General features: G+C 60.1%; 23 protein-coding genes. 12 read left to right on the top strand and 11 right to left on the bottom strand.

Annotated features, from left to right (window positions below):
• Positions 1 to 10: 10 nt before the first annotated feature.
• Positions 11 to 1,366 carry an NAD(P)/FAD-dependent oxidoreductase gene (locus ACO9S2_RS06515; protein ID WP_423721144.1) on the bottom strand — a complete coding sequence of 452 codons (1,356 nt, stop codon included), beginning with the start codon at positions 1,364 to 1,366 and terminating at the stop codon, positions 11 to 13.
• Positions 1,367 to 1,563: 197 nt separating this feature from the next.
• Here ACO9S2_RS06515 and ACO9S2_RS06510 point away from each other — a divergent pair, with 197 nt between their 5' ends.
• The 3 genes from ACO9S2_RS06510 to ACO9S2_RS06500 all read left to right on the top strand — a co-directional run bounded on the left by ACO9S2_RS06510 (position 1,564) and on the right by ACO9S2_RS06500 (position 4,144).
• Positions 1,564 to 2,310, top strand: coding sequence for a hypothetical protein (locus tag ACO9S2_RS06510; RefSeq protein WP_423721143.1), 747 nt, complete (start codon positions 1,564 to 1,566; stop codon positions 2,308 to 2,310).
• Positions 2,311 to 2,392: 82 nt separating this feature from the next.
• The gene (locus ACO9S2_RS06505; protein ID WP_423721142.1) at positions 2,393 to 3,079 is read left to right on the top strand and encodes an alpha/beta hydrolase; all 687 of its coding nucleotides are present in this window, start codon (positions 2,393 to 2,395) and stop codon (positions 3,077 to 3,079) included.
• Positions 3,080 to 3,235: 156 nt separating this feature from the next.
• Complete coding sequence (locus ACO9S2_RS06500) at positions 3,236 to 4,144, top strand: MlaA family lipoprotein (protein WP_423721141.1); 909 nt, start codon at positions 3,236 to 3,238, stop codon at positions 4,142 to 4,144.
• 69 nt (positions 4,145 to 4,213) lie between these two features.
• Here the strand turns inward: ACO9S2_RS06500 and ACO9S2_RS06495 are convergent, their stop codons facing one another.
• Positions 4,214 to 5,404: a glycine C-acetyltransferase gene (locus tag ACO9S2_RS06495; protein WP_423721140.1), complete on the bottom strand. Its 1,191-nt coding sequence runs from the start codon at positions 5,402 to 5,404 to the stop codon at positions 4,214 to 4,216.
• Positions 5,405 to 5,518: 114 nt separating this feature from the next.
• Positions 5,519 to 6,553, bottom strand: a complete 1,035-nt coding sequence (gene tdh / locus ACO9S2_RS06490) for an L-threonine 3-dehydrogenase (RefSeq protein WP_423721139.1) — start codon at positions 6,551 to 6,553, stop codon at positions 5,519 to 5,521.
• 224 nt (positions 6,554 to 6,777) lie between these two features.
• On the opposite strand from tdh, the gene ACO9S2_RS06485 reads away from it, so the two are divergent.
• The 5 genes from ACO9S2_RS06485 (at position 6,778) to ACO9S2_RS06465 (ending at position 11,008) form a co-directional block, all read left to right on the top strand.
• On the top strand, positions 6,778 to 7,641 hold the full coding sequence (locus ACO9S2_RS06485) for an energy transducer TonB family protein (RefSeq protein WP_423721138.1): 864 nt from the start codon (positions 6,778 to 6,780) through the stop codon (positions 7,639 to 7,641).
• Positions 7,642 to 7,697: 56 nt separating this feature from the next.
• Complete coding sequence (locus ACO9S2_RS06480; RefSeq protein WP_423721137.1) at positions 7,698 to 8,309, top strand: YceI family protein; 612 nt, start codon at positions 7,698 to 7,700, stop codon at positions 8,307 to 8,309.
• A gap of 96 nt (positions 8,310 to 8,405) precedes the next feature.
• Positions 8,406 to 9,404, top strand: coding sequence for a zinc-dependent alcohol dehydrogenase family protein (locus ACO9S2_RS06475; RefSeq protein WP_423721135.1), 999 nt, complete (start codon positions 8,406 to 8,408; stop codon positions 9,402 to 9,404).
• Between the two features lie 49 nt (positions 9,405 to 9,453).
• Positions 9,454 to 10,044 (top strand): hypothetical protein, encoded by a 591-nt coding sequence (locus tag ACO9S2_RS06470; RefSeq protein WP_423721134.1) that lies wholly within the window; start codon positions 9,454 to 9,456, stop codon positions 10,042 to 10,044.
• A gap of 19 nt (positions 10,045 to 10,063) precedes the next feature.
• Positions 10,064 to 11,008 (top strand): formylglycine-generating enzyme family protein, encoded by a 945-nt coding sequence (locus ACO9S2_RS06465; RefSeq protein ID WP_423721133.1) that lies wholly within the window; start codon positions 10,064 to 10,066, stop codon positions 11,006 to 11,008.
• Between the two features lie 32 nt (positions 11,009 to 11,040).
• Here the strand turns inward: ACO9S2_RS06465 and ACO9S2_RS06460 are convergent, their stop codons facing one another.
• The 4 genes from ACO9S2_RS06460 to lexA are packed head-to-tail and all read right to left on the bottom strand — an operon-like array spanning position 11,041 to position 14,871.
• Positions 11,041 to 13,293: a DNA polymerase domain-containing protein gene (locus tag ACO9S2_RS06460; protein WP_423721132.1), complete on the bottom strand. Its 2,253-nt coding sequence runs from the start codon at positions 13,291 to 13,293 to the stop codon at positions 11,041 to 11,043.
• A gap of 22 nt (positions 13,294 to 13,315) precedes the next feature.
• Positions 13,316 to 13,606: a hypothetical protein gene (locus ACO9S2_RS06455; RefSeq protein ID WP_423721131.1), complete on the bottom strand. Its 291-nt coding sequence runs from the start codon at positions 13,604 to 13,606 to the stop codon at positions 13,316 to 13,318.
• Positions 13,607 to 13,609: 3 nt separating this feature from the next.
• Positions 13,610 to 14,320, bottom strand: coding sequence for a hypothetical protein (locus tag ACO9S2_RS06450; RefSeq protein ID WP_423721130.1), 711 nt, complete (start codon positions 14,318 to 14,320; stop codon positions 13,610 to 13,612).
• Between the two features lie 8 nt (positions 14,321 to 14,328).
• Positions 14,329 to 14,871, bottom strand: coding sequence for a transcriptional repressor LexA (gene lexA / locus ACO9S2_RS06445; RefSeq protein WP_423721129.1), 543 nt, complete (start codon positions 14,869 to 14,871; stop codon positions 14,329 to 14,331).
• 460 nt (positions 14,872 to 15,331) lie between these two features.
• Here lexA and ACO9S2_RS06440 point away from each other — a divergent pair, with 460 nt between their 5' ends.
• Both ACO9S2_RS06440 and ACO9S2_RS06435 read left to right on the top strand, forming a co-directional pair.
• Positions 15,332 to 16,411: a DUF4062 domain-containing protein gene (locus ACO9S2_RS06440; RefSeq protein ID WP_423721128.1), complete on the top strand. Its 1,080-nt coding sequence runs from the start codon at positions 15,332 to 15,334 to the stop codon at positions 16,409 to 16,411.
• 246 nt (positions 16,412 to 16,657) lie between these two features.
• The gene (locus tag ACO9S2_RS06435) at positions 16,658 to 16,876 is read left to right on the top strand and encodes a hypothetical protein (protein ID WP_423721127.1); all 219 of its coding nucleotides are present in this window, start codon (positions 16,658 to 16,660) and stop codon (positions 16,874 to 16,876) included.
• 62 nt (positions 16,877 to 16,938) lie between these two features.
• Here the strand turns inward: ACO9S2_RS06435 and ACO9S2_RS06430 are convergent, their stop codons facing one another.
• The 4 genes from ACO9S2_RS06430 to ACO9S2_RS06415 form a co-directional block, all read right to left on the bottom strand.
• The gene (locus ACO9S2_RS06430; RefSeq protein WP_423721126.1) at positions 16,939 to 17,262 is read right to left on the bottom strand and encodes a PilZ domain-containing protein; all 324 of its coding nucleotides are present in this window, start codon (positions 17,260 to 17,262) and stop codon (positions 16,939 to 16,941) included.
• Between the two features lie 209 nt (positions 17,263 to 17,471).
• Positions 17,472 to 17,729, bottom strand: coding sequence for a hypothetical protein (locus ACO9S2_RS06425; protein WP_423721125.1), 258 nt, complete (start codon positions 17,727 to 17,729; stop codon positions 17,472 to 17,474).
• 23 nt (positions 17,730 to 17,752) lie between these two features.
• Positions 17,753 to 20,404 carry a DNA polymerase I gene (gene polA / locus ACO9S2_RS06420; protein ID WP_423721124.1) on the bottom strand — a complete coding sequence of 884 codons (2,652 nt, stop codon included), beginning with the start codon at positions 20,402 to 20,404 and terminating at the stop codon, positions 17,753 to 17,755.
• A gap of 12 nt (positions 20,405 to 20,416) precedes the next feature.
• Entirely contained in the window at positions 20,417 to 20,848 is a 432-nt protein-coding gene (locus ACO9S2_RS06415; protein WP_423721123.1) for a PGPGW domain-containing protein, read from the bottom strand.
• Between the two features lie 122 nt (positions 20,849 to 20,970).
• On the opposite strand from ACO9S2_RS06415, the gene ACO9S2_RS06410 reads away from it, so the two are divergent.
• Together ACO9S2_RS06410 and ACO9S2_RS06405 are read left to right on the top strand one after the other, a co-directional pair.
• Entirely contained in the window at positions 20,971 to 21,339 is a 369-nt protein-coding gene (locus tag ACO9S2_RS06410) for a hypothetical protein (RefSeq protein ID WP_423721122.1), read from the top strand.
• A gap of 7 nt (positions 21,340 to 21,346) precedes the next feature.
• On the top strand, positions 21,347 to 21,766 hold the full coding sequence (locus ACO9S2_RS06405) for a hypothetical protein (RefSeq protein ID WP_423721121.1): 420 nt from the start codon (positions 21,347 to 21,349) through the stop codon (positions 21,764 to 21,766).
• Positions 21,767 to 21,797 lie beyond the last annotated feature (31 nt).

The raw sequence follows: 21,797 nt of genomic DNA, 5'->3' as shown, positions 1-21,797 counted from the left end.
TGGTGCCCGGCTAGAACGGTTGCTTGACGGCGTAGTCCTGTACCTCGGTCACCGTTGTCGAGGTGCCGGATTTTCTGCGCCGGCAGACCGCCCAATTCTCTTTCCAATTCAACACGAAAACGGTGTAATAGCAAACCTTAAAGAGGAACAGGGGGAACCGCGCCCGCTTTTGCGCATACACGTCGCCGGCCAGGAGCGACAGCACGGCCCGCTCGATTTTCGGCGGCTTTCTGGTCGAGACGAACAGCGATTGAAAGGCCGGTTGGGTAAAGCGATGAATGAACCACGAAAAGGTCTTGATGCCCCGCCTCACCATGCGTTCGAATTCCCGGAGCCGTTGCGCATAATCGGCTGAATGGCGAAGGTGGGCCTCGACGACGTTGGCTCCCTGCACGGCGCTGTTCAGCGCCAGGTGGACGCCGCTGGAGAAGACCGGGTCGATGAAGGCGAACGCATCTCCGACTATGAGGTAGCCGTCGCCCGCCATGGTGTCACGCCGGTACGAAAAGTTGGCGGCGGCATAGACCGGCGTGAGGAGCTTTGCGTGGCGCATACGTTCGGCTACCACGGGAGATTGGCGTAGCGTGTCCAGCAAGAATTGATCGAGCGGCGTGGTGCGCGACTTAATGTAGTCCGGCCAGCAGACCACGCCGACGCTGGTGGTGCCGTCTTTGAACGGGATCATCCAGCACCAGCCGTGATCCAGCCAGGCGGCCGTGATGTTGCCTTCGTCTTTCCCCGGCAGCCTTCCGACCCCTTCGAAGTGACCGAAGACGGCCGCGCTATTATGGGTCTGGCTGCGTTGTTTGCCGCCCAGCTGCCCGGACAGAAATGTATCGCGCCCGCTCGCATCGACGACGAACCGGGCCTCCCAGGCGAGTGGCTTCCCACCCCGGTCTTGCGCATGCACGAGAGAGGTCGTGCCGGGGCGAAACTCGACGCGCCCCGCGCGAACACCCTCATGAACCTGCGCGCCTTTGGCGATCGCATTTTTCAGCAGAATGGCGTCGAATTCGGAGCGTTTGACTTCAAACGCATAGGGTTGGGATTCATCGAACGCTTTGGAGAAATAGAACATCTGGGTTCGGCCGTAGCGGTGCGAGATCATTTCCGCGCCATACTTCACGATCCCGATCTTTTCCACCTCGGGCAGGACGCCCAATTGTTTGAGGATCGGCAGGGATTGCGGCAGCAGCGATTCGCCGATATGGAATCGCGGATGGGGATCTTTTTCCAGCACGTGGACGTTCCAGCCCCGTTCGGCCAGCAAGGCCGAGATCGTAGATCCCGCCGGGCCTGCGCCGACGACAAGCACATCACATGAAAGAGGAGTTGGGAGCGGACCGGGAGACGAATGGTGTGCCAACGCAATCCCTCGCTTAGAAATGGTAAAGCGGGGGCGAAGTATACCCAAGCGGTTCGACAATGGCTAGCTATGGGAAGTCGAGGGGAGGGCATTGCCATAGGAACGTTCCCGGCTGGTTTTTTTCATCCGTTTCCGGTACTACCGTGTCAGGGTTCCGAACCGGTTGAGGGGAGTCGGCGGGGAGGCTCCCGGGAAAAATGACGCGGCCGATCATGCAGAAGCTGGTGCTTCGGGCCTGCATGGCTCTCGTGCTGGCAACAGCGGCAGTTGTGTCGGGATTTGCCCAGGAGTCGGGCGATCCGCCGCCACAGAAAAAGCCGGAAAGGAAGGTCGATCTCTATTTGAGCGGTCATGCGATGGCCTTTCTGCCACGAGATAAGGATCTGACCGTGGGCGGGGTAGGTATCCAAGGTACCGACATTCGCGGCACGTTTGGAGCCGGCATGAAGTTCGAGGCCTATCCCTGGTTTACCAACAAGATTCTCGGCGGCGAAGTTGAAGCCTTCGGGCTCGGGGGCAGCGTGCGGGCTCCGCGCGTCACGTCCGGCGCCGGCACCACTCAGGCTCAAGGCAGCTTGATTGCCGTGAACACGATGTATAATTTCATGCTGCGGTACCGCGGTGAAACCCTGCAGCCCTATGTCGGGGTCGGCGCCGGCTCGTCGATGGGGTTTCTCTATGGATACGTCGATTCAGGGCGGCGGCACGGCCTTGAGCGGGAGTTCGGGCAGTCTGGCCTTCGCCTATCAGTTCCTGGGAGGCCTGAAGACCTTTGTGACGAAGCGACTGTTTCTGTTCGGCGAGTACAAATATTTCGTGACCAAGTACGGTTGGGACGCCGACGGGGCCGGCGATTCCAAGGTGAAGCTCGATTTGCAGACGCATCTTATTTCCGCGGGCGTGGGATGGTCGTTCTAACTGCGGCCACGGCTTCGGCTCTCTGAGGTTGCTATCAGTATCCTCGATCAATTCTTCGTCTATCATCCGGAGCCCTGGCAAGACCGGGATTGGGCCGGGCTCAGCGGGTTGCCGCTGGAAGAGGTGTGGTTTCAGTCCGGTGACGGGACGAAACTCTTCGGCTGGTATGTCGAGGCGCAGGCGGACCGCCCGGTCGTCCTCTGGTGTCATGGCAACGCCGGGACGATCATCAACCGCCTGGAGAACCTGCGTGAGCTCTTCCGGCTGGGGCTGTCGGTGTTCCTCTTCGACTACCGTGGCTATGGCCGGAGCCAGGGAAAGCCATCCGAAGAGGGGCTGTATCAGGATGCCGTCGGAGCCTATGATTATCTGACGCGCACGCGAATGATTCGTCCCGATCGCCTCATCCTGTTCGGCCGGTCGCTGGGCGCGGCGGTGGCGGGTGAACTGGCCGCGCAGAGGCCGGCCGCCGGACTCATTCTTGAGTCGTCTTTTCCCTCCATTGAAGCCGTCGCCAAACATTACTATGGCGGCATGCCGGTACACTGGCTGCTGGGAGCCTCATTCCGGTTGATCGACCGGCTTCCGCTGCTCTCCCTTCCCAAGCTCATCATTCACGGCGATCGGGACGACATTATTCCGATCGAACTCGGACGCCAGGTCTTTGAGGCGGCACAACCTCCGAAAGAGTGGTATGTAATCCGGGGCGCCGATCACAACAACACGTATCAGGTCGGAGGGGCGCCGTACTTCCGCCAGTGGGCCGAATTCGTCCAGCGGGCGATCAGGATGTGAGATGGAGGACATCGTGACCCAGCGCGGTCAGCGGTCGGAACGGATCACGATTGGCGTTGGCGAAGCAGATGACTTTTGATACAGTGCGCCGCGTGGCTCTTCGGGGTCGGGTGTTTTTAATGCAGATCGTTCTGAGGTGTGCTCAAGGAGGCTGGAGTGAGTGTTGATCGGAAACAAATGAATCGGGGAGTTGGAATTGTGCTGGCTACGATGTTGCTCGCTGCCTGTGCCGGCGGGCCCGGCGTCACGGGTCAGGGGCCCGGTCCGGCGACGGGTGTGGGTGAGTCTCAGGCTCCGGTCATCCTGGTGGCGAGCGCCGCACCTGTCGGGTCGAAGGCACCCGTCCAAGATACGCCGTCGGACGAGTTGTTCGATCCGTTCGCCAAGGGCGGGGAGGAGACGGTCGAGGAATACGACCCCTGGGAGCCCTTCAATGTAAAAATGTTCGAGTTCAACCGGCAGGTCGATCGATGGGTGTTGAAGCCGGTCGCGAAGGGCTATAACTTTGTCGTGCCGAATGCCGTGCAGATCGGCTTCAGCAACCTGTTCTACAACGTGCGCTTCCCTCAACGGTTCTTCAATAATATTTTTCAGGGGAAATTCCACGGGGCCGGTGTTGAAATGGGCCGGTTTCTTCTGAACACGACCTTCGGGTTCGGAGGTTTGTACGATGTGGCGAAGGACATGGACATCAGGACCCCGGAGGAAGACACAGGCCAGACGCTGGGTTTCTATGGTGTGCCGCCCGGTCCCTATCTGGTACTTCCGCTGCTGCCCCCGTTCAACCTCCGTGATTTCACCGGCTTCCTCGGCGATATTGCGCTCAATCCCATGAACTGGCTGGTGGCCCCGATCATTGAAGTCGAAGGAATTCCCTCGGTCATCGCCCATTCGGATCGCATGACGTCGACCGTGATCCAGTTAGGGGCGCGGGCGTTTGAAATGGTGAATGATCGCTCGCTGAATCTGGAGAAGTTCCAAGGAGTTGAAGAAGCGACGCTGGACCTCTACACCGCTGTCCGCAACGGCTATCTCCAAAAGCGCGTCCGCGCCATTCAGGAATAGAACAGAAGGTCAGAGGGTCGGGCTAGGGCGCGGGCAATATGGCTCCCGCACGCTCGCCCCTCGCCTGCATCATGCAATGATGCCGAGCTCCCGTCCCACTTTCGCAAACGCCGCGACCGCTCTCTCCAGTTGGGATCTGGTGTGCGCCGCCGACATCTGGACGCGAATGCGGGCTTGCCCTTTCGGTACCACGGGATAACTGAATCCGACGACATAGATGCCTTCCTGCAGCAGGCGATCGGCCATCTTCGTGGCGAGCGTGGCGTCACCCAGCATGACAGGGATAATCGGATGGGTGCCGGGCACCAGCCGGAACCCGAGGGCGTTCAACTGCCCCCGGAAGAAGGCGGCGTTGTCCTGCAACTGCGCGCGGAGCGCATCGCCTTGCGCGACCATCTGCACGGCCTGCAGGGCGGCCGCCGCAATGACCGGCGGGAGTGCGTTGGAAAACAAATAGGGCCGGGACCGCTGGCGCAGCAGCTCGACAATTTCGGCTCGTCCCGAGGTGAAGCCTCCCGCCGCTCCGCCCAGGCTTTTCCCCAGCGTGCTGGTGACGATATCGACACGATCCGCAACGCCGAAGTGCGCCGGCGTTCCGCGGCCGCCCGGACCCAGCACGCCGGTCGCATGGCTGTCGTCCACCATCACCACGGCGTCGTAGCGGTCGGCCAGGTCCGCGATGTGATCCAGCCTGGCCAGATCGCCATCCATCGAGAATACGCCGTCCGTCGCGATGAGGCGCAGCCGGCAGGCCCGGGCTTCCTGCAACCGGGCTTCCAGGTCGGCCATGTCGGCATGGGCGTAGCGGAACCGCCGGGCCTTGCAGAGGCGAATCCCGTCGATCACGCTGGCATGGTTCAAGGCGTCGCTGATGACCGCATCCTGCTCGTCGAGCAGCACTTCGAACAGCCCGCCGTTCGCATCGAAGCAGGAGCTATAGAGAATGGTGCTGTCGGTTCCGAGGAAGGCGCTGATCGCCTGCTCCAGGCGCTGGTGCAGGTCCTGGGTGCCGCAGATGAACCGCACCGACGCCATGCCGTATCCGTGCTGCTCCAATCCGTGAATTGCAGCCTGCCGGATGTCCGGGTGGTTGGCCAGCCCCAGATAGTTATTCGCGCAGAGGTTCAGGACCGGGCCTTGCGCGACGCGAATGTCGGTGCCTTGGGGGCTCAGCAGTTGCCGCTCGTGTTTATACAAGCCGGCTGCGCGAATCTCGGCGAGGTGTTGGGTGAGCACCTTCTTGAGGGAGTCGTAGGCCATCGTCTTTCTTAGGCAAGAGGCGCGGGGCTAGGGGCTAGAGTGACAAATATGGGTGTGGGCCGTCCGGTCCGTTCTCCGCCCCCTGGCCTCTCGCCGCGCACCTCTCGCCCATCCTTATGGAAACAGCACCACTTTGCCGCACTGGCCTGAATTGATCAACTCGAACCCTTTCGCATAGTCGCTCATCGGGAACGTATGGGTAATGACCGGTTTGATATTGAGGCCTGCTTTGAACAGGCCGGCCAAGCGATACCAGGTGCTGAAGAGGTGCCGGCCCGTGATGCCGTGAACGCGGATGCCCTTAAAGATGATTTCGTTGGCCAGGTCGAACGAGATCGGGCCGGTGGGAATGCCGAACAGCGTGACGCGCCCGCCGTTCTTCACCGCGCCGAACGCGACGTGCAGAGCGCCGGGATTGCCGGACATTTCCAGCGCCGCGTCCACGCCCTCTCCCGCGGTGATGTCGCGAATGGCGGCGGCGATGTGGGCGGGAGTCTCGGTCCTGGCGTTCAGCACGTAATCCGCTCCGACCTGCTTGGCCAGGTCGAGACGGTAGTCGCTGACGTCGGAGGCGATGATCGTGGCGGCGCCTGCCGTGCGGGCCACGGCGGCCGAAAACAGTCCGGTCGGGCCGCAGCCGGTAATCAGGACGGTGTGGCCGGTGAGGTCTTCGGCCAGCGCGGCGTCCACCGCATTGCCGAGCGGTTCCTGGACGGAGGCGAATTCAGGCGGCAGCGCCGCCGGCGTGTGCCAGAGCACCTTTTCAGGCAGCGCGACGTATTCGGCAAACGAGCCGTCGCGATCGACCCCCAGGATGCGGTAGTTCCGGCAGACGTGAGCCTGCCCGGTGCGGCATTGAAAACATTGCCCACAGGTAATGTGCGATTCGGCTGCGACGTAGTCGCCCACCTTCACGAGGGTCACGTCGGCGCCGACCTCCACGACCTCGCCGCACATTTCATGGCCGATGATGCGCGGCGGGTGAATCCGGCTGTGCGCCCAGGGATCCCAATTGTAGATATGGGCGTCGGTCCCGCAGAGGGAGGTGGCCTTCACCCGGACGATCGCGTCGTACGGCCCCGGCGTCGGGTCCGGACAGGTCATCGCCGTCAGTCCCGGAGCGGGAGTCGTTTTCACGAGCGCGCGCATGCGTCCATTCTAACTGAACGGCATGAGAGAGGCACGCACGGGCGGCGAAAAAACGGGTTGCACTCGGTGGCGGGGCTGAGTAGGATGAATCCATGCGCTACTCCGCGCCCAGTCTTCTGTCTCTGGCGGCCGGTGCTCTGGGTCTGTGCGCGCTTCAACTGGCTGTTCTTTCCGGCCCAGGCATAGCCGCTCCGGAACCCGACTCTGCTTCTTCAGCGACATCAGTGAAACGATGGGTGAAGATCGCCCTGGAGACCGCCGATCCTTCGGGGGAGATTCAGGTCGGGAAGCCGGTTGAACTGTCCTTCGCCATCGGCGGGGTGGCGCAGGGGAGTGCGCCTCTGGTGGCCATCTGCGAATCGGTCTTGTTTGAGCGACAGCTGGTGACGCTGGAGCCGGATGACATGCCCCTGGTGATGAAGGGCTCGGCGACGCTGGAACCGATTCCTCTGGGAAAATTGTCGATCCCTCCCAAAGCCGCCCGGGTGCAAGTCACATTTGCCCGTCTGAGAGACGGCAAGTTCGAGCGGGTGCTCAGCCGTGTGGTCTACGTCACGCTGGGCGCCGTCGAGGTGCCGGACGCGGCGGACACGCCCGCGCCAGCCGGCGAGAAGACCGGCGGCGGTGAACTGATGGCGGAAGAGGAACAGCCTGATGTGGTGCCGGTTGCCGGGGAGCAGGTCGCGGAAGAAGATTTGCTGCCCTTGCCGGCGCCGGGTCAGGGCCAGGCCTACTGGCAGCAGATCAGCACCCTGGTCAGCCGCAGTTGGAGCCGCACGGTCCGCCATATCCGCCATGCCCCGACCAGCGAGACGGTGCGGGTCCGGTTCCGGCTCTATCCGAGCGGTCGGGCGCAGCTGATCCAAATCGAAAAGGGATCGGGAGCGCGGGAAGTCGATGAAGCGGGGATTCTTGCCGTCGTGCAGGCCCAGCCGTTTCCCGCATTTCCGGGCGATGTAGGATCGGAGGCGGTCGATGTGCATGTGCGGATGCGGACCGGGGCGAAGACCTCGGGGCGTGATGTGCAGTCGGTGACGATCCAATCGTCGGGCCTATCCGAGGGCGGTGCCGCCAGGTCAAAGAAATGAGCGTGTCGTCGAAAACGGGCAGCCTGTCGTTGAATCACGGTTCGGGAGGAGGGCGCATGCGTCGCAGAGCGATATGGGGAGTCAGTCTGTTGATCGGGGTATTGGCGGTGAGTCTGCCGGTCGGGGCCCGCGCGGAAATGGCGCGTTGGGACCTGGATCCCGACCATTCCATCATTGAATTTCGCGTGGCCCACATGGTCGTCTCGAAGACGGCGGGCCGGTTCATGGACTATAGCGGAGTGGTGGAAATGGATGCGGACGCACACCGGTTCAAGACGATCGAAGCCACAATCAATACCGCGTCGGTCAATACCAACCACGAGAAGCGCGATGCCCATCTCCGGAACGTGGACTTTTTCGATGTCGAGAAGTACCCCGCCATGACCTATAAGCTGAAGAGCTATAAGAAGACGGACGAGGGCTACCAGGCGCTCGGCGATCTGACGCTGCGTGGGGTGACGAAAGAAATTACCTTGGCCGGCACGTTTAACGGGGTAACGAAAGATCCCTGGGGCAATACGCGCGCGGGGTTTACCGGCGAGGGCACGATCAATCGGAAGGACTTCGGAATGGTCTGGAACAAGACGCTCGATAGCGGCGGGTTGGTGGTCGGCGACGAGGTGCAGATCCGGCTCGACATCGAGTGCATCAAGGCGAAGAAGCCGTAACGGTCCCCTCCCGCGTCATTTTCAACCGTCGAAACCGGCAGTCCCGGTTCATGAGGCTGCCGGCCGACTCTCACACCACGATCCGTTGGAGTTTGTATGAAGGCCATGGTCCTCGACCGTGCCGGGGATGTCTCGACCGGTCCGTTGCAGCTCAGGGACGTGCCGGCGCCGGTTCCGGGACCGGGCGAGGTGCTCGTGAAGGTGCATGTCTGCGGTGTCTGCCGCACGGACCTGCATGTCATCGAAGGCGAGTTGGCCGATGTGAAACAGCCGCTGGTGCCCGGCCATCAAGTGGTGGGTGTGGTGGCGGGGCTTGGAGCCGGGGTTATGGATTTCAAAGAGGGAGATCGGGTCGGGATCGCCTGGCTGCAGGGGACCTGTGGGACATGTGATTTCTGCACGAGCGGGCGGGAGAATCTTTGTTTGCAGGCCCGCTTCACCGGCTATCAGGTGGATGGCGGCTATGCGGACTATGCGGTCGTGCCAGCGCGTTTTGCCTATCCCGTCCCGCCGGTCTTTTCGGATGAAGAAGCCGCGCCGCTGCTCTGTGCGGGCATCATCGGCTATCGGGCCCTGCGGTTGAGCGGGATCAAGCCGGGACAGCGGCTCGGCCTCTACGGCTTCGGCGCCTCCGCCCACATCGCCATTCAGATCGCCCGCCACTGGGGCTGTCAGGTCTATGTCAGTTCACTCAAGGCCGAGCATCAGGCCCTCGCGCGAACGCTCGGGGCCCGGTGGGTCGGGGGTGTCCAGGACATGCCGCCCGAGAAGCTGCATGGCTCCATCATCTTCGCGCCGGCAGGTGAACTCGTCCCGCCCGCGTTGCGTGCGTTAGAACGGGGCGGCACATTGGCGCTGGCCGGCATCCATATGTCGCCGATTCCCTCTCTCGATTATGACCGTGAGGTCTTTGGCGAACGCGTCCTGCGCAGCGTCACCGCGAACACGAGACAGGATGGACTCGATCTGCTGCGCGAGGCTGCCGCGATTCCGATCAAGCCCCACACCGTCCGCTTTCCGCTAGCTCAGGCCAATCAGGCGCTGCAGGCACTGAAAGCCGGATCCTTCCAAGGGGCCGCCGTGCTCTCCATCTGATCCCGGCCATCTAGTAATCGACCCCGCGGATTGGGTACAGTGAGCGGCTATGCTTCGAATCGTCACCGCGTTGATAATCGCCTATGTGAGCGGGCTCGGCGTTTCCGCCTGGGCGCTGGAATTTACCGCCGATCGCATCACCAAGATCGACGGCCGCACGGGTAAGGCCAACATCTATTACCGCGACAATATGTGGCGTATCGAGCACCACACGATGGGCCCGGTGAATGTCAGCATCGTGCGGAAAGACAAGCAGGTGGTGTGGATGCTCGTGTCACGGATGAAGCGTTTCAAGACGCTCCCCTACAGCGCGGAGCAGGACTTGATGGTGACCGAAAAACTGGATGGGGAGGTGTCGCGGGAGGAAATCGGCCAGGAAACCCGCGAAGGCCATCCCACGATTTTGTATGAAGTCGTGACGAAGCACGGGGAGCGGACCGAGGTGTATTATCAGTGGCTGGCGACGGATATCCATTTCCCGATGAAGCTGGCGAAGAAGGACGGAAGCTGGATCGTGGAATACCAGCATGTGAAATTGCGGTCGGTGACGGATTATCTTTTCCAGCTCCCGCTGAACTTTCAGCCGTTGGAAGAATTCAACAAGGAGCCTGGTCCGGAACCTAAAGAACAGGGCATGTAATCACCAAGGAGGAGTCGTCGTGCGAAGGGCAAATATCTTGGCCGGTGCTGTCGTCGCAGGGCTGTTGGGGGCCGGGGGAGCGGTGTGGGCGATGGATGTCGGGGACGTCAAGCAGGAGTGGACTTCCGAAGGGCGCAAGCTCGCCGCCGAACGGGTGAAGCTGCCGGCTTATGATGAGATGGTCCGCATTCCGGCGGGGCCGTTCACGATGGGCAGCGATAAGAAAACGGATAAGAATGCGTATCTGGTGGAGATGCCGCAGCGCTCGGTCTATCTCGACGCCTACGAGATCGATAAGTACGAAGTGACCACCGTCCAGTATTTGAAGTTCGTCCTGGCGACGAACCGTTCGCCGCAAGTCGATTGGAAGTTCGACGGCGGGAATTTTCAGGAGACGATGGTCGCGCATCCCATCATGCATGTGACCTGGTACGAAGCCGACGAGTATTGCAAGTGGGCCGGGAAGCGCCTGCCGACCGAAGCGGAATGGGAAAAGGCGGCGCGGGGCGATGCCGATGCGCGCATTTATCCCTGGGGTAACGAAATGGCCGGCCTGTCACGGGCGAACTACGGCCGCACCGGCCTGTCCGGTCCGGTGCGCGATCGTCCGGAGCGGCTCTTGCTCTATCCTCCGATCATCTCCGTGTTCAAATATGACAATTCTGTGAGTCCCTACGGCCTGTTCCAGATGGCCGGCAATGTCGCCGAGTGGGTCGCCGACTGGTATGACAAGGACTATTACAAGAAGGCGCCGGACAAGAATCCCAAGGGACCGGAGACGGGCACCCAAAAGGCTTTTCGTGGCGGCGGATGGATCGACAGCACGCCGAGCGTGCGCGTCTCGCAACGGAACGGGACTGATCCGAAGACCTCGATGAACTGGATGGGCGTCCGCTGCGCCCGCGATGTGAAGGACGGCGATGCGCCTGAGGTCAAGCCGGCGCAGACGAACGTGAACCCGTAAGTATCAATCTTTCTGCGGAGGCCGGTCCTGTTTCATCGGGCCGGCCTTCTCGGCCTCTTCGATTCTTTTAACTCATCAAGATCCATCGGCAGTTCTGGACTCGAACGCGTGGTCGGCAGACTCGCGTCTTGCTGTAAATCCTTGGCCGTCACGCCTAGTGGGCTGAGCACCGCCAGCGCCGCTTTGCGGAGCAATATGTCGTAGGCGGTCGCATCGTAGCTCCAGGTGCCGTCGAGTCCTGCCACCGCTCGAACGCGATCCGGAGGACAGGCGGCCGCTGCATCCGTAATGATGTAGTGGATCGTGTCGCCGGCCTGGAGCGAGACGCCGCGCGCGAGCAGCTCCTGCGCGGCAATCATCGAGAGGGTCTGGTGGCGATAGGCCTGCGGCTCTTTCGAGAGGGATTTCGCGATGGCCAGTTCTTCAATCGTCGCGTGCCCCTCGCGGAGATAGTGCCGGTAGGTGCGGACGATGTCCAGGGCCTGAGGAATCTGTTCACGCAACTCGATCAGCGTCCTGGCTTGACCCAGGCAGCGCAGCATCTCCGCTTGCGCCCGCTTGACGAGCAGCGGCGCATCGCTCCGACGGAGTTCGATGCCGCGCACTTTCATCCCCCCATGCTCGAAGACGCCGACGAACTGGTTCGGCACCGGCATCTTCGGATTCACCCGTGACGGGAGAAAGCCGATCCAGCGGTAGATGCCCTCCACATTGATGGGCAGCCCCGTCTCCTCCGTGATGACCTGCGCGAGGGTCTCATACTCGGGTCGCCCCGCGCCTGGTTTCACCAGCCAGAGCGAATCGACGATCGCGTGGAGCATGCGGTAGCCCCGACGCTCCGCGATCTCTTTTGCCTGCAGTAGAATATCGCGGCTGTAGGCCGTGACCGATTCGTGCGCTTCGATGCGGCCAAAGCGGGCGTTCTTATAGCCGAGATAGCCGAACGACACGACGAGCAGCCACTTGAGCGCCGTCTGGCGCTGATCGAGCGTCGCTCTCGCCGCAACATTCGAAGTCGCTGCCATCAGGCGTTTGTAACGTGCGCGTTTGTCGAGCAACGGCGCCAGGGTCCGCGGGACCAATCCCTGCCGATGGCGGCAGGTGTGGTGGCCGATCTCCGGCACCCGCGTGGCCGGCACATCGCGGCAGCACCGGCAATTCACCGTCTCGGGCGAGACGTTGAAGCGCACCATGATCGAGGGATACATCGATGAGAAATCGAGTTCGCCCACCTGCTCGTGATAGCCGATGATCGGCGCAAAGACCAACCCGCCCTGATCCGTGTGCAGCAACTCGAGCGCCGATTTGAAGGCTTCCGGTTCCTGTTTGCGATAGGGAATCAGCACACCGTCCCGGCAGGCGGTTTCCAACTGCATCGAGGTGATGCCGGTTCCTGTGGTCGTGCGGGCCATCTGTTGCAGATCGACTTTCGCCACGCGCGCTTGTTCGATCAGGCCGGCGAGTCCCGTTTCGGCGAGGGCAAAGGAGTTGCGGCGATCCAGATGGAGCCGTCCCGACAGGGTGCGGGCGCCCGCGTGCGACACGATGCGGCCATAGGAAAAGTAGGAATGGGCTTTTCTCGATCCGATCGGCCGGTCGTCGTCCCGATTGAGCGTGAGGGGCAGCCGCAGTTGTTCGGCCATCGCGATCAAACGGGGGAGGAGATAGGAGTCACCCCAATCAGTAAGGAGCACATCCGGATCGTGCCGCGTGAGGAGTTGATGCAGGCGGCGCACGACGTCGGCGTTGTCACCTTCCAGGACCCGTTCGTCGCCGTCTATGTGGACGATGAGCGAACCCTGTCCGCCGTGATTTGGATTCGGCGAGCCACCCTCCGGCGAGAGTTCCATGATCGTGAGTGGCGGGAGAATATAATCGGTGTCCCAGGGCGATTCCAGCGGCTGGATCGTGAGAATCCGATCGTCCTTCGTGACCTCGGCCTCGCAAGAGGCCAGGGGAAAGAGCTGGCGGTCGTAGAAGTAGCGTTGCGGTAACGAGACATCGATGTGAAAGAATTGCGCGTCAGGGAAGGTCTGGATCAGGCCGCGAGTGAGAGTGATGAACTGTGATGGCGAATGGACGGCGACTTCCAACAGGCGCAAGGGCCGGCTGGCGCCTAGTTCGTACCGTTCGACGATGCCTGTGGTGACGCGGCAGGATAATCGGCTGAGCCAACGAATGGCCTGTTCGAGCAACGTGGCCGGCGCGGCCAGATAGCAGGTCGGCACGAAGGGGTCGAGGAGACGGTGACGACGTCCGTCCTCGCCGAGGAGCCAGACCACCATGCCGTCCTGCGCCGGGTAGACGTCAAGAAGCCACCCCCGGAGTCTGGTTGTCGAGCAAGCGGGCTTCAAGGATCGTCACTTTCTGTTGCAACGTCATCACGTCTTTGTGTTGTTCGATCAACATCGAGAGCAGCATCACCTCAAACGGCGTCTCGCGCGCCAGATAGGCGCCGGCCGGAGCGTGGTGGCGGGCGGCGGCAAACAAGGCATCCAGCGCCTGCTGATCCTCGCGCCGCAAGGCCCGCCGATAGCGGCTCCAGGAGTCGATCTCCTGCTGGACCAATTGGGTAAACGTGGCAAGGGTGCGGCCCATCGTTCATAACCTGGTCCATACCGCCCGGGGAATATTCCAGCGCCGCGTCCCGGCGCCGCTCCGTTCATCCAGCCAGATCCCGTCCTCGCCCTCATGCACGTCGATCGCCCGATGGGCCTGCGCGCGCAGCGCCGGCAAAAACCCGCGGCGCGATGCAGGCGCCATCACCGGGAGCGGGCTCACACAGACCAGTTGCACGTTGTCCTGTACCAGCCGTTGGAGCGCCGCCAGCATCGTGCGGAAGAGCCGCAGCGCTTCCTGCTCCGGCACCGATTGGTCGTAGAGCGTTTCGAGCGGGCCCGACAGCACCACCACCCGCGCATCATAGGTCCGCAACGCAGAGGGCAGGCAATCCGTCACGAGGCGGACCATCTGATGGCAGGTGAACGCGCGCGACACGTGAATCTGCTGCAGCACCCGCGCCGGGGCGACACGGGCGGCTTTTGCCAACCGCCCGACCAGGAACGGATCGAAAACATTGGCTCCGGCCAGATAGAGCACCGGCTCACCGGCCAGGGCGCGATCGACCGCCGCGCAGGTCCCCAATCGATACACCGCCGGGTGACCGGACAGCACCACCAGCCCGTTCGGCGGATCAGTAGGCAGCGCACTCTTCCGCAGCGCCGCCAGCAGATGCGACGACGTGCCGATGACGGGCGCGCCCTGGTGAGTCTGTGAAGGGAAGTTGAGGGATGGTTGTGTCGCGGTAGCCATCGATCACCTCACAATTCAAAGTGGCGGATCACCCCCGCCACGATGCCTTGAATACGAAACTCGTCGGTAGGCGACACGAGAATCGGCTTCATCGCCTCATTCGCCGGATGCAATTCGATCCGTCCCTCCGTGCGGTAATACTTCTTGATCGTCGCTTCGTTGTTCACCAGCGCCACCACCGTCTGGCCGTTCCGCGCCGTGCTCTGCTTCCGCACGACCACCAGATCGCCTGGGAGAATGCCGTCGTCTTTCATCGACTCGCCTTTCACCCGCAGCGCGAAGGTCTCCCCCTGGCGCAGCAGCGGCGGCAGCACCGATACCAATTCGGCCTGCGTGATCGGCTCGATCGGCGCGCCGGCCGCCACCATCCCGAGCATCGGCAGTTGCGCCGTGCCCAGTTGATCCAGCGCCATCTCCACCGCCAGCGGCACCTCCCAGGTACCCGCCTCATAGCGGCTGATCGTCATGCGGCTCAATTGGAGCGCCTCCGCCAGCTTCGCCTGCGTGTACCCCAACCGAATCCGCACCTCTCTGAACCGTTTGGCTGTCATGCCACAAAATGTTACATTGTGTGACGAAGGCTGTCAAGAGGGACAATTCTTGTATACCGGGCAAACGCAGTGGGGATATAGATTGGTTGGGTATTAGGACAGACGGGGGTACAAGGCTAACCGGCTAAGTATCAGGAGTTCTTGTCACCGTGCTTCCGTTTGAGACGGGCCCGCTGTTAAGAGGCCTTTTGAGTACAGTTTTACAAGGGTTTGATAGGTTGGCGCTTTCCCCGTTCTGCGCCAAATCAGTCGGCTGTGAACTTTCTACAGATTCTATTTGACCCCGTCTATCAGAGTGAAGGCCCGCTGCCCTTCAATTTAAATCAGCAACCATCCTGATCTGACGAATGTGGCAGCAAACGGCCGATACCAGTTCACGCTGTTTGCGGGAAAGGTTAGTCTTGGCTTACCATGCCAGCGGTATGCACATTAGTTAGCCAGTACACATGGAGAAATCGCGGTGGAAAAAAGATTCCAAGTTTTTGTAAGTAGCACATTCCAAGATCTCGAGGTTGAGCGGCAAGAAGTGATGCACGCGCTTCTTGAGCTTGACTGCATGCCCGCCGGCATGGAGCTTTTCCCAGCCGCAAACGAGTCTCAATGGAATCTGATCAAGAAGGTTATCGACGACTGTGACTATTACATTTTGATTCTTGCAGGTCGCTATGGGTCCATCGGTCCTGAGGGATTAAGCTACACCGAAATGGAGTACCGATACGCCCTATCAATCAACAAGCCAACGATTGCATTCATTCATCGTCACCCGGGGAAAATAATCGCCGAAAAGACTGAAACAACAAATGAAGGCAAAGAAAAGCTCGCCACATTTCGATCTACAGTCGAGAAAAAGCTGTGCAAGCATTGGGATAGTCCGCAGGAACTTGGTTCTGTCGTAAGTCGCAGCCTGATACAGCTGGTTAGATCTACTCCGGCAGTTGGCTGGGTACGCGCGAATGAACTGGCTGATCGAGACGCTACAATGGAATTGCTGCAGTTACGTCGCCGTGTCGATGAGCTTCAGGCTGAGTTGGCTAAAGCGCGAACCTCCGCGCCAAAAGGGTCCGAAGAGCTCGCACAAGGCGATGAGGCACACAAACTTAGATTCTCATTCTTGGTAAGAGGTCCAGGTGAAATTAATTTCTCCGCACGGAACAGTTTTTTCCTTCCGACATGGAATCAGATGTTTTCTGTAGTAGCCCCGTTAATGATTAATGAAGCTTCTGAACAGGCCATCAAATCCGCGCTCGACGCGATGATGGAAGAACATAATTTGCCCAAGCTACGCGAATACAAAGAGCTAGCACGGTATGACATTCGCCACTTCTCGCTCCATAAGGAAGACTTCCAGACCGTAAAAATCCAATTTCGGGCTCTCGGACTAATCGCCAAAAGTGAAAAGGCGCGAAGCCTCAAAGACTCTGGAACTTATTGGACGCTAACGCCATACGGCGATGAGGTCATGACAAGATTGCGCGCGATTCGCAGCTATAACTTTGATGAGGAGTTGCCTGCTGAGAGTATCCAAGAGGGGGAGGGGTAATCACGTTTTAACAGGCTCGAGGATCTCGATTTCGGGTGAGAATTTCTCCGTCTATGAAGTCTTGGACTCTATTTAATCCTTAGCTCCTCGATCTGCTTCAACAGTACTTTTTCGTGATCATCACAAATGCCATGGGATGTCACTGGCCGGTCGTACAGTCCGGCTTCGCCAATGAGTATCTCTTTCCCTTCCCGTTCACACCAGGCACAGACGACTTTCATAGTGACTATGTGTTGAGCAAAGTTAATGCCGAATATCCGTCAGGAAAAACAGGAAAAATGCGGGCAATACAGCGTGGCTGACTCGGCAACGTCACGGCAGTTGCAGGAAAACGGATGCATCAACACAATGAATGCGGCGGATCATTCTGAATTATCACGTGAAAGCGAACAGAAGCGGAATGCATACAGAAAGGATTTAAATGAACGGCAAGGTATCCTGCATCCGGCGAACCATCCGGATTGAAGCGGGCGAGTTTACACGCGAGCTCTGCCGTTGCAGTTCAAAGGTGTGGGGCGCCGGGGCGATCAGTTATAAGTCGCAATAGTAAGCTGCTGGAGGAAGGTGTTGAGCCGCTCTTGATGAGGAAAGGCAAGGCGCTGAAATTCGATACCAATGCCGTGTCTGCCGGACCAGCGAACCGTGGCCCGTTGAATCAGGAGAGGGATCTCCTCTCCGGGAACGTACAGCAAGAGATCCACTTTCATGCCGGCGGCGACAAGGGCGTTGCTTTTAAGTCGACAGCCTTTGCGCGAGAGGTCTACTGATTGTGTGATGGGATGTGACGAGTTCTGATAGATCAGTGTTCCTGAAAACAATGCAGGGAGCCGGGTATGTTGCCGCACCACCATCTATGGGCCTCGTTGCATTGATGGATGTCTCTGCACACATCAATGCAGATGTGATGCCCGACTAAATGGTCGTGGGTTGCCCTGTTTTTAAGGCTTTTTGTATGTCCACGCCTGACAAACAGGTCCATTGTTGTCCGTCGTGAAGGGATTCTCAAACGGTTGCGACAGGGAGTCAATGAAACCGGCTGACTCTAGATTTTAAGTCGGCCTCACTTCTTAAAGATCATTCTCGGCTCCGTCATGTTCCCCATCGAGACGGCCACCAGTTCCCACCCGCTCGCTCCGAACTCGTTCAGCTTCGTTTGCATATTGTGGGTGTCGGGAAGCACCTCGACGATTCTGTACTGAAACTGTTTCTGCTCCTGCGCCTTTGCGGTGAACGGCTGTCCTATGAGGAGCAGGAACCCCAGCGCGCTGAGACTCATGCCCGCGATCAACCACGCTAGTGAAAGACGTGCGTTCTGCATATCTCACCTCACTCCGGTTAGTGTTATGGATGCGCCACGCGCCAATTATGCCCGGTGCCGAGATCGACTTTGAGCGGGACGGAGAGCCCCAGTTGCTTTCCTACGTGCTCCATTTCATGTTTTACCAGCCGCTTGGTTTCGTCCAAATCCTTTTCCTGCACTTCAAAGATCAATTCGTCGTGGACCTGGAGGATCATCTTGGTGTGTGGCATCTCGTGATGCAGTGCCTCGTTCACGTTGATCATCGCCACTTTGATCAGGTCCGCGGCTGAGCCCTGGATCGGGCTATTTACTGCCATACGCTCGCCGAAGCCGCGCTGTACGGGATCACCGCTCTGCAATTCTGGAATCGGCCGCCGCCGCCCCAGGATCGTGGTGGTGTAGCCCTTGGTCTTGCCTTCTTCGATATTCCGATCCATCAGGGCCCGCACGCCGGCATACTTTTCAAAATAGGTCTCGATGTACTTCTTGGCTTCCGCCTGCGGGACGCCGATGTTTTGCGAGAGGCCGAAGGGGCTGATGCCGTAGACGATGCCGAAGACTACACTCTTGGCCGCCCGCCGCATCTCGCGCGTGATCTGCGAGGCGGGGAGGTGGAAAATGTCCATGGCCGTCGCCATGTGAATGTCTTCGCCTTTCTCGAACACTTCGAGCAAGCGCGGGTCCTGCGACAGATGCGCGAGAATGCGCGGCTCAATCTGGCTATAGTCGGCGCAGAGGAGGGTGTGGCCCTGGGGCGCGATAAAGGCTTCGCGGATGCGGAGGCCGTAGTCGCCCTTCACGGGGATGTTTTGCAGATTCGGTTCAGTCGAAGAGAGCCGGCCGGTGGCGGCGACGGTTTGGTTCAGCGAGGTGTGCAGCCGTTTGGTCTCCGGATTCACCAATTCGGGCAAGGCATCGACGTAGGTCGATTTGAGTTTGCTCAGGCTGCGATAGTTCAGTATCTGCGCGGGCAGGTCGTGCTGTGTGGCAAGCTGCGTGAGCGTGTCTTCGTTGGTCGAGTAGCCGGTCTTCGTTTTGCGGCCCGGTTTGAGGCCGAGTTTCTCGAAGAGCACCACGGCCAGCTGTTTCGGCGAATTGATGTTGAACTCGCCGCCCGCCAGGCCCGCGATGGTTTCCATCATCTTGTCCAGTTCATGTTCCAGTTCCTTGCTCAGGGCCTGCAATCCCGCGACATCGAGCAGGAAGCCGTTGCGTTCGATTTCCGCCAGCACCGGCACGAGCGGCATTTCAACATCCTGAAAGAGCTTGAGGCTGCCTTGTTCGGTCAGTCGCTCGGTCATGGCCGGTGCCAGTTTGGCGAGCACAGCCGCCTGCTCCGTGGCCTCTTCACGTGAACCGGTGTCTTCGTCGAACAGGGATTGCGGGGCCTTCGCGTCGGCCTGGTGGGTTCCCAATCGATGGCCCACTGCTTCCATCGCGATGGTGTCGAGGCTGTGGTCTCGGCGATTGGGGTTGAGCAGGTAATCCGCCACCATGGTGTCGAGATAGGGGCCCGCGAGCGTGATGCCGATGCGATGGAAAGCCAGCAGGGTCGCTTTCAGATCATGCACAATTTTTGTGTGGGCGTGATCGTGCAGCAACGTCGTGATCGGCCGCATGTAGGCATGGACATCGATCGGGATGTAGGCGGTCTTTCCGCCAGCCGAGAGGGCAATCCCTTTGACGTCTGCCCGAACGCTGGGACCATTGGAGAGCAGGCAGCACAGGCCCAGGGGGCCCTCTTTGGGCAGCCCGGCGACGAAGCGCTTGGCTGAGGGTTCGTCCTGAATCAATTCCGACTCGTCGGGCTTGGTCTCACCGGGCGGGGCGTTGGCTTGAAACGTTTTCAGCAGCGTGGTGAATTCCAGCTCGCGCAGCAGATCGATGAGCTGATCCTGATGCGGCGGCTTCACATGAAAGGACTCCGGATCGAAGGCGATGGGGCTGTTGATGTCGATGGTGGCCAGCTTGCGGCTGAGCCTGGCGTTGTCGGCCTGCTCGACCAGCATCGCTTTGATGCGGGGCGGCGTGACTTCGTCGGTACGCCGGAGCAATTCGTCGATGGTGCCGAACTGGGCGATGAGCTTCAGCGCGGTCTTCTCGCCGATGCCCTTTACCCCGGGAATATTGTCCGTCGCGTCGCCCATCAACCCCATGATCTCGATGACGCGGGCCGGCTCGACCCCGAACTTGGCGACACATTCCGCTTCGCCGGACCATTTGTCTTTCACCGGATCGTAGATGCGCACGTGCGGCGTGACGAGCTGCAGCATGTCTTTGTCGCCGGTCACGATGACGACGTCATAGCCGGCGCGTTCGGCCTGGTGTGCCAGCGTGCCGATGAGATCGTCCGCTTCGTATCCGGCCTGTTTCACCGCCGGAATGTTGAGGGCTTCCACGACGCGATGGATGTAGGGAATCTGGGCGCTCATGCCTTCCGGCATCGGAGGCCGCTGGGCTTTGTATTCTTTGAATTCCTGATGGCGAAGGGTCGGTCCCTTCTCGTCGAAGGCGACGACGATCCCGTCCGGCTGCCGCTCGCGCAGGATCTTCAGCAGGGTGGTCGTAAACCCGTAGACGGCGTTCGTTTGCAAGCCCTTGGAGTTGTTCAAGGCCGGGAGGGCGAAGAACGCACGATAGATGTAGGCGCTCCCGTCGATGAGGTACAGCGTCTTGCGGTTGGGCTCAGGCATAGGCATCACGGCTCAGGGATCTGGCGAAAGGGTCAGCGGCGGCTTCTCGAACTTCGCCCGCATGGCGTTCAGGGCCTGCAGCACGGTGGGCTGGCCGACGATCTTCGCCTCGATCTCACGTTTGCGTGGGAAATCCAGCAGCGAAATGCCGATAAGCATAGTCAGAATGCCCTGGCCGGGGAGAAACAACATGGCAAAGCCCGCCAGTAGAAAGATGGCCCCGACGGCGTTCTTGACGATGAGCCCGATCAGCCGGAGCACCGGGTGATGGTCCTTCATCCAATGGCGCGGGACGCGGGTGTCGAAGTAGTCGGAGGGGAGCCGCACCATGATGAACGGGATGGCGATCAATGTGCCGATGAATCCGATCAGCGAACCAACCGTCAACCAGACGAGGATCTGAACAGGAACGTACTGTGTCACGGTCGCGAGAATGGCATCCATGCGGGGGGAATCCTAGCATGCGGGTTGTTCGGACCGGAAGGGCAAAGGTGCCGCATGGTTTACCTGCGGCGGAGGGCGTCATATAATGACGGCACTATTCCCGGAAAGAGAGTGAATCCTTTATGGTCTTGCGTGCTCTTATAACCAGTCGATGGTTTCTTCTGCCGTGCTGCCTGTTTGTGTCGGGTATCGGCATGGTGATCGCCCTGACTCCCGAGCGGGTGCTTGCTGCGGAGACGGACGATCTCCAGATCGAGATTACGAAAAAAGGGCTGGGGAAAGAAGTGGTCATCACGCAGGGGGCGCGTGAGTGGTTTCTGATGGTGGAAGTGACACCGGAGAATACGGTCATCGTCCGGCAGGAGAAAGATCACGACAAGTATCTGGTCGATGAGAGCGAAACTCACGACCGTCCATTGGCCGCCGTCGAAGTGGACGCGGCGATTACCGATTACATTAATAGCGTGAAGGCCCGCGCGAAGAAGAAATAGCACCTCCATGTCAAAGAAGCCCAAATTCGTCATCTTCGCCCATAATGCGACCTACGATAAGCTGCACCAGGTGGCGACGCTCGGGCTCACCGCCGCCGCCATGGGCAAGGATGTGATCGTCATTCTCCTGTTCTGGACGATCAAGAAGCTGGCCGACGGGAAGATCGACCAGATCGATTTTCCGCCGGAGTATGCCGCGTCAGCCGAAGAAGTCGCCCGGCTCTTGAAGGAAAAGAAGGTGCCGAAGATTTCGGAGATGTTTCAGGACGCCAGGCACGTCGGGAAGTTTCGCCTGATCGCCTGCAGTGCCGGTCTGGAATATATGGGTGTGGAGAGCGGGGCGGTGGAAAAGAACGTCGATGAAGTGCTGGGCCTGCCCGCGATCCTGAGTCTCACGGCCGAGGCGGAGACGAAATTATTCATCTGAATGCGTTGCTCGTGAAGCGTCATTCGTATCT

The organism is Nitrospira sp. NS4 (assembly GCF_049546785.1).
GTDB lineage: Bacteria > Nitrospirota > Nitrospiria > Nitrospirales > Nitrospiraceae > Nitrospira_D.
Note: the sequence above shows the minus strand (reverse complement) of the source record. Positions and strands in the feature narration are given on the sequence as shown.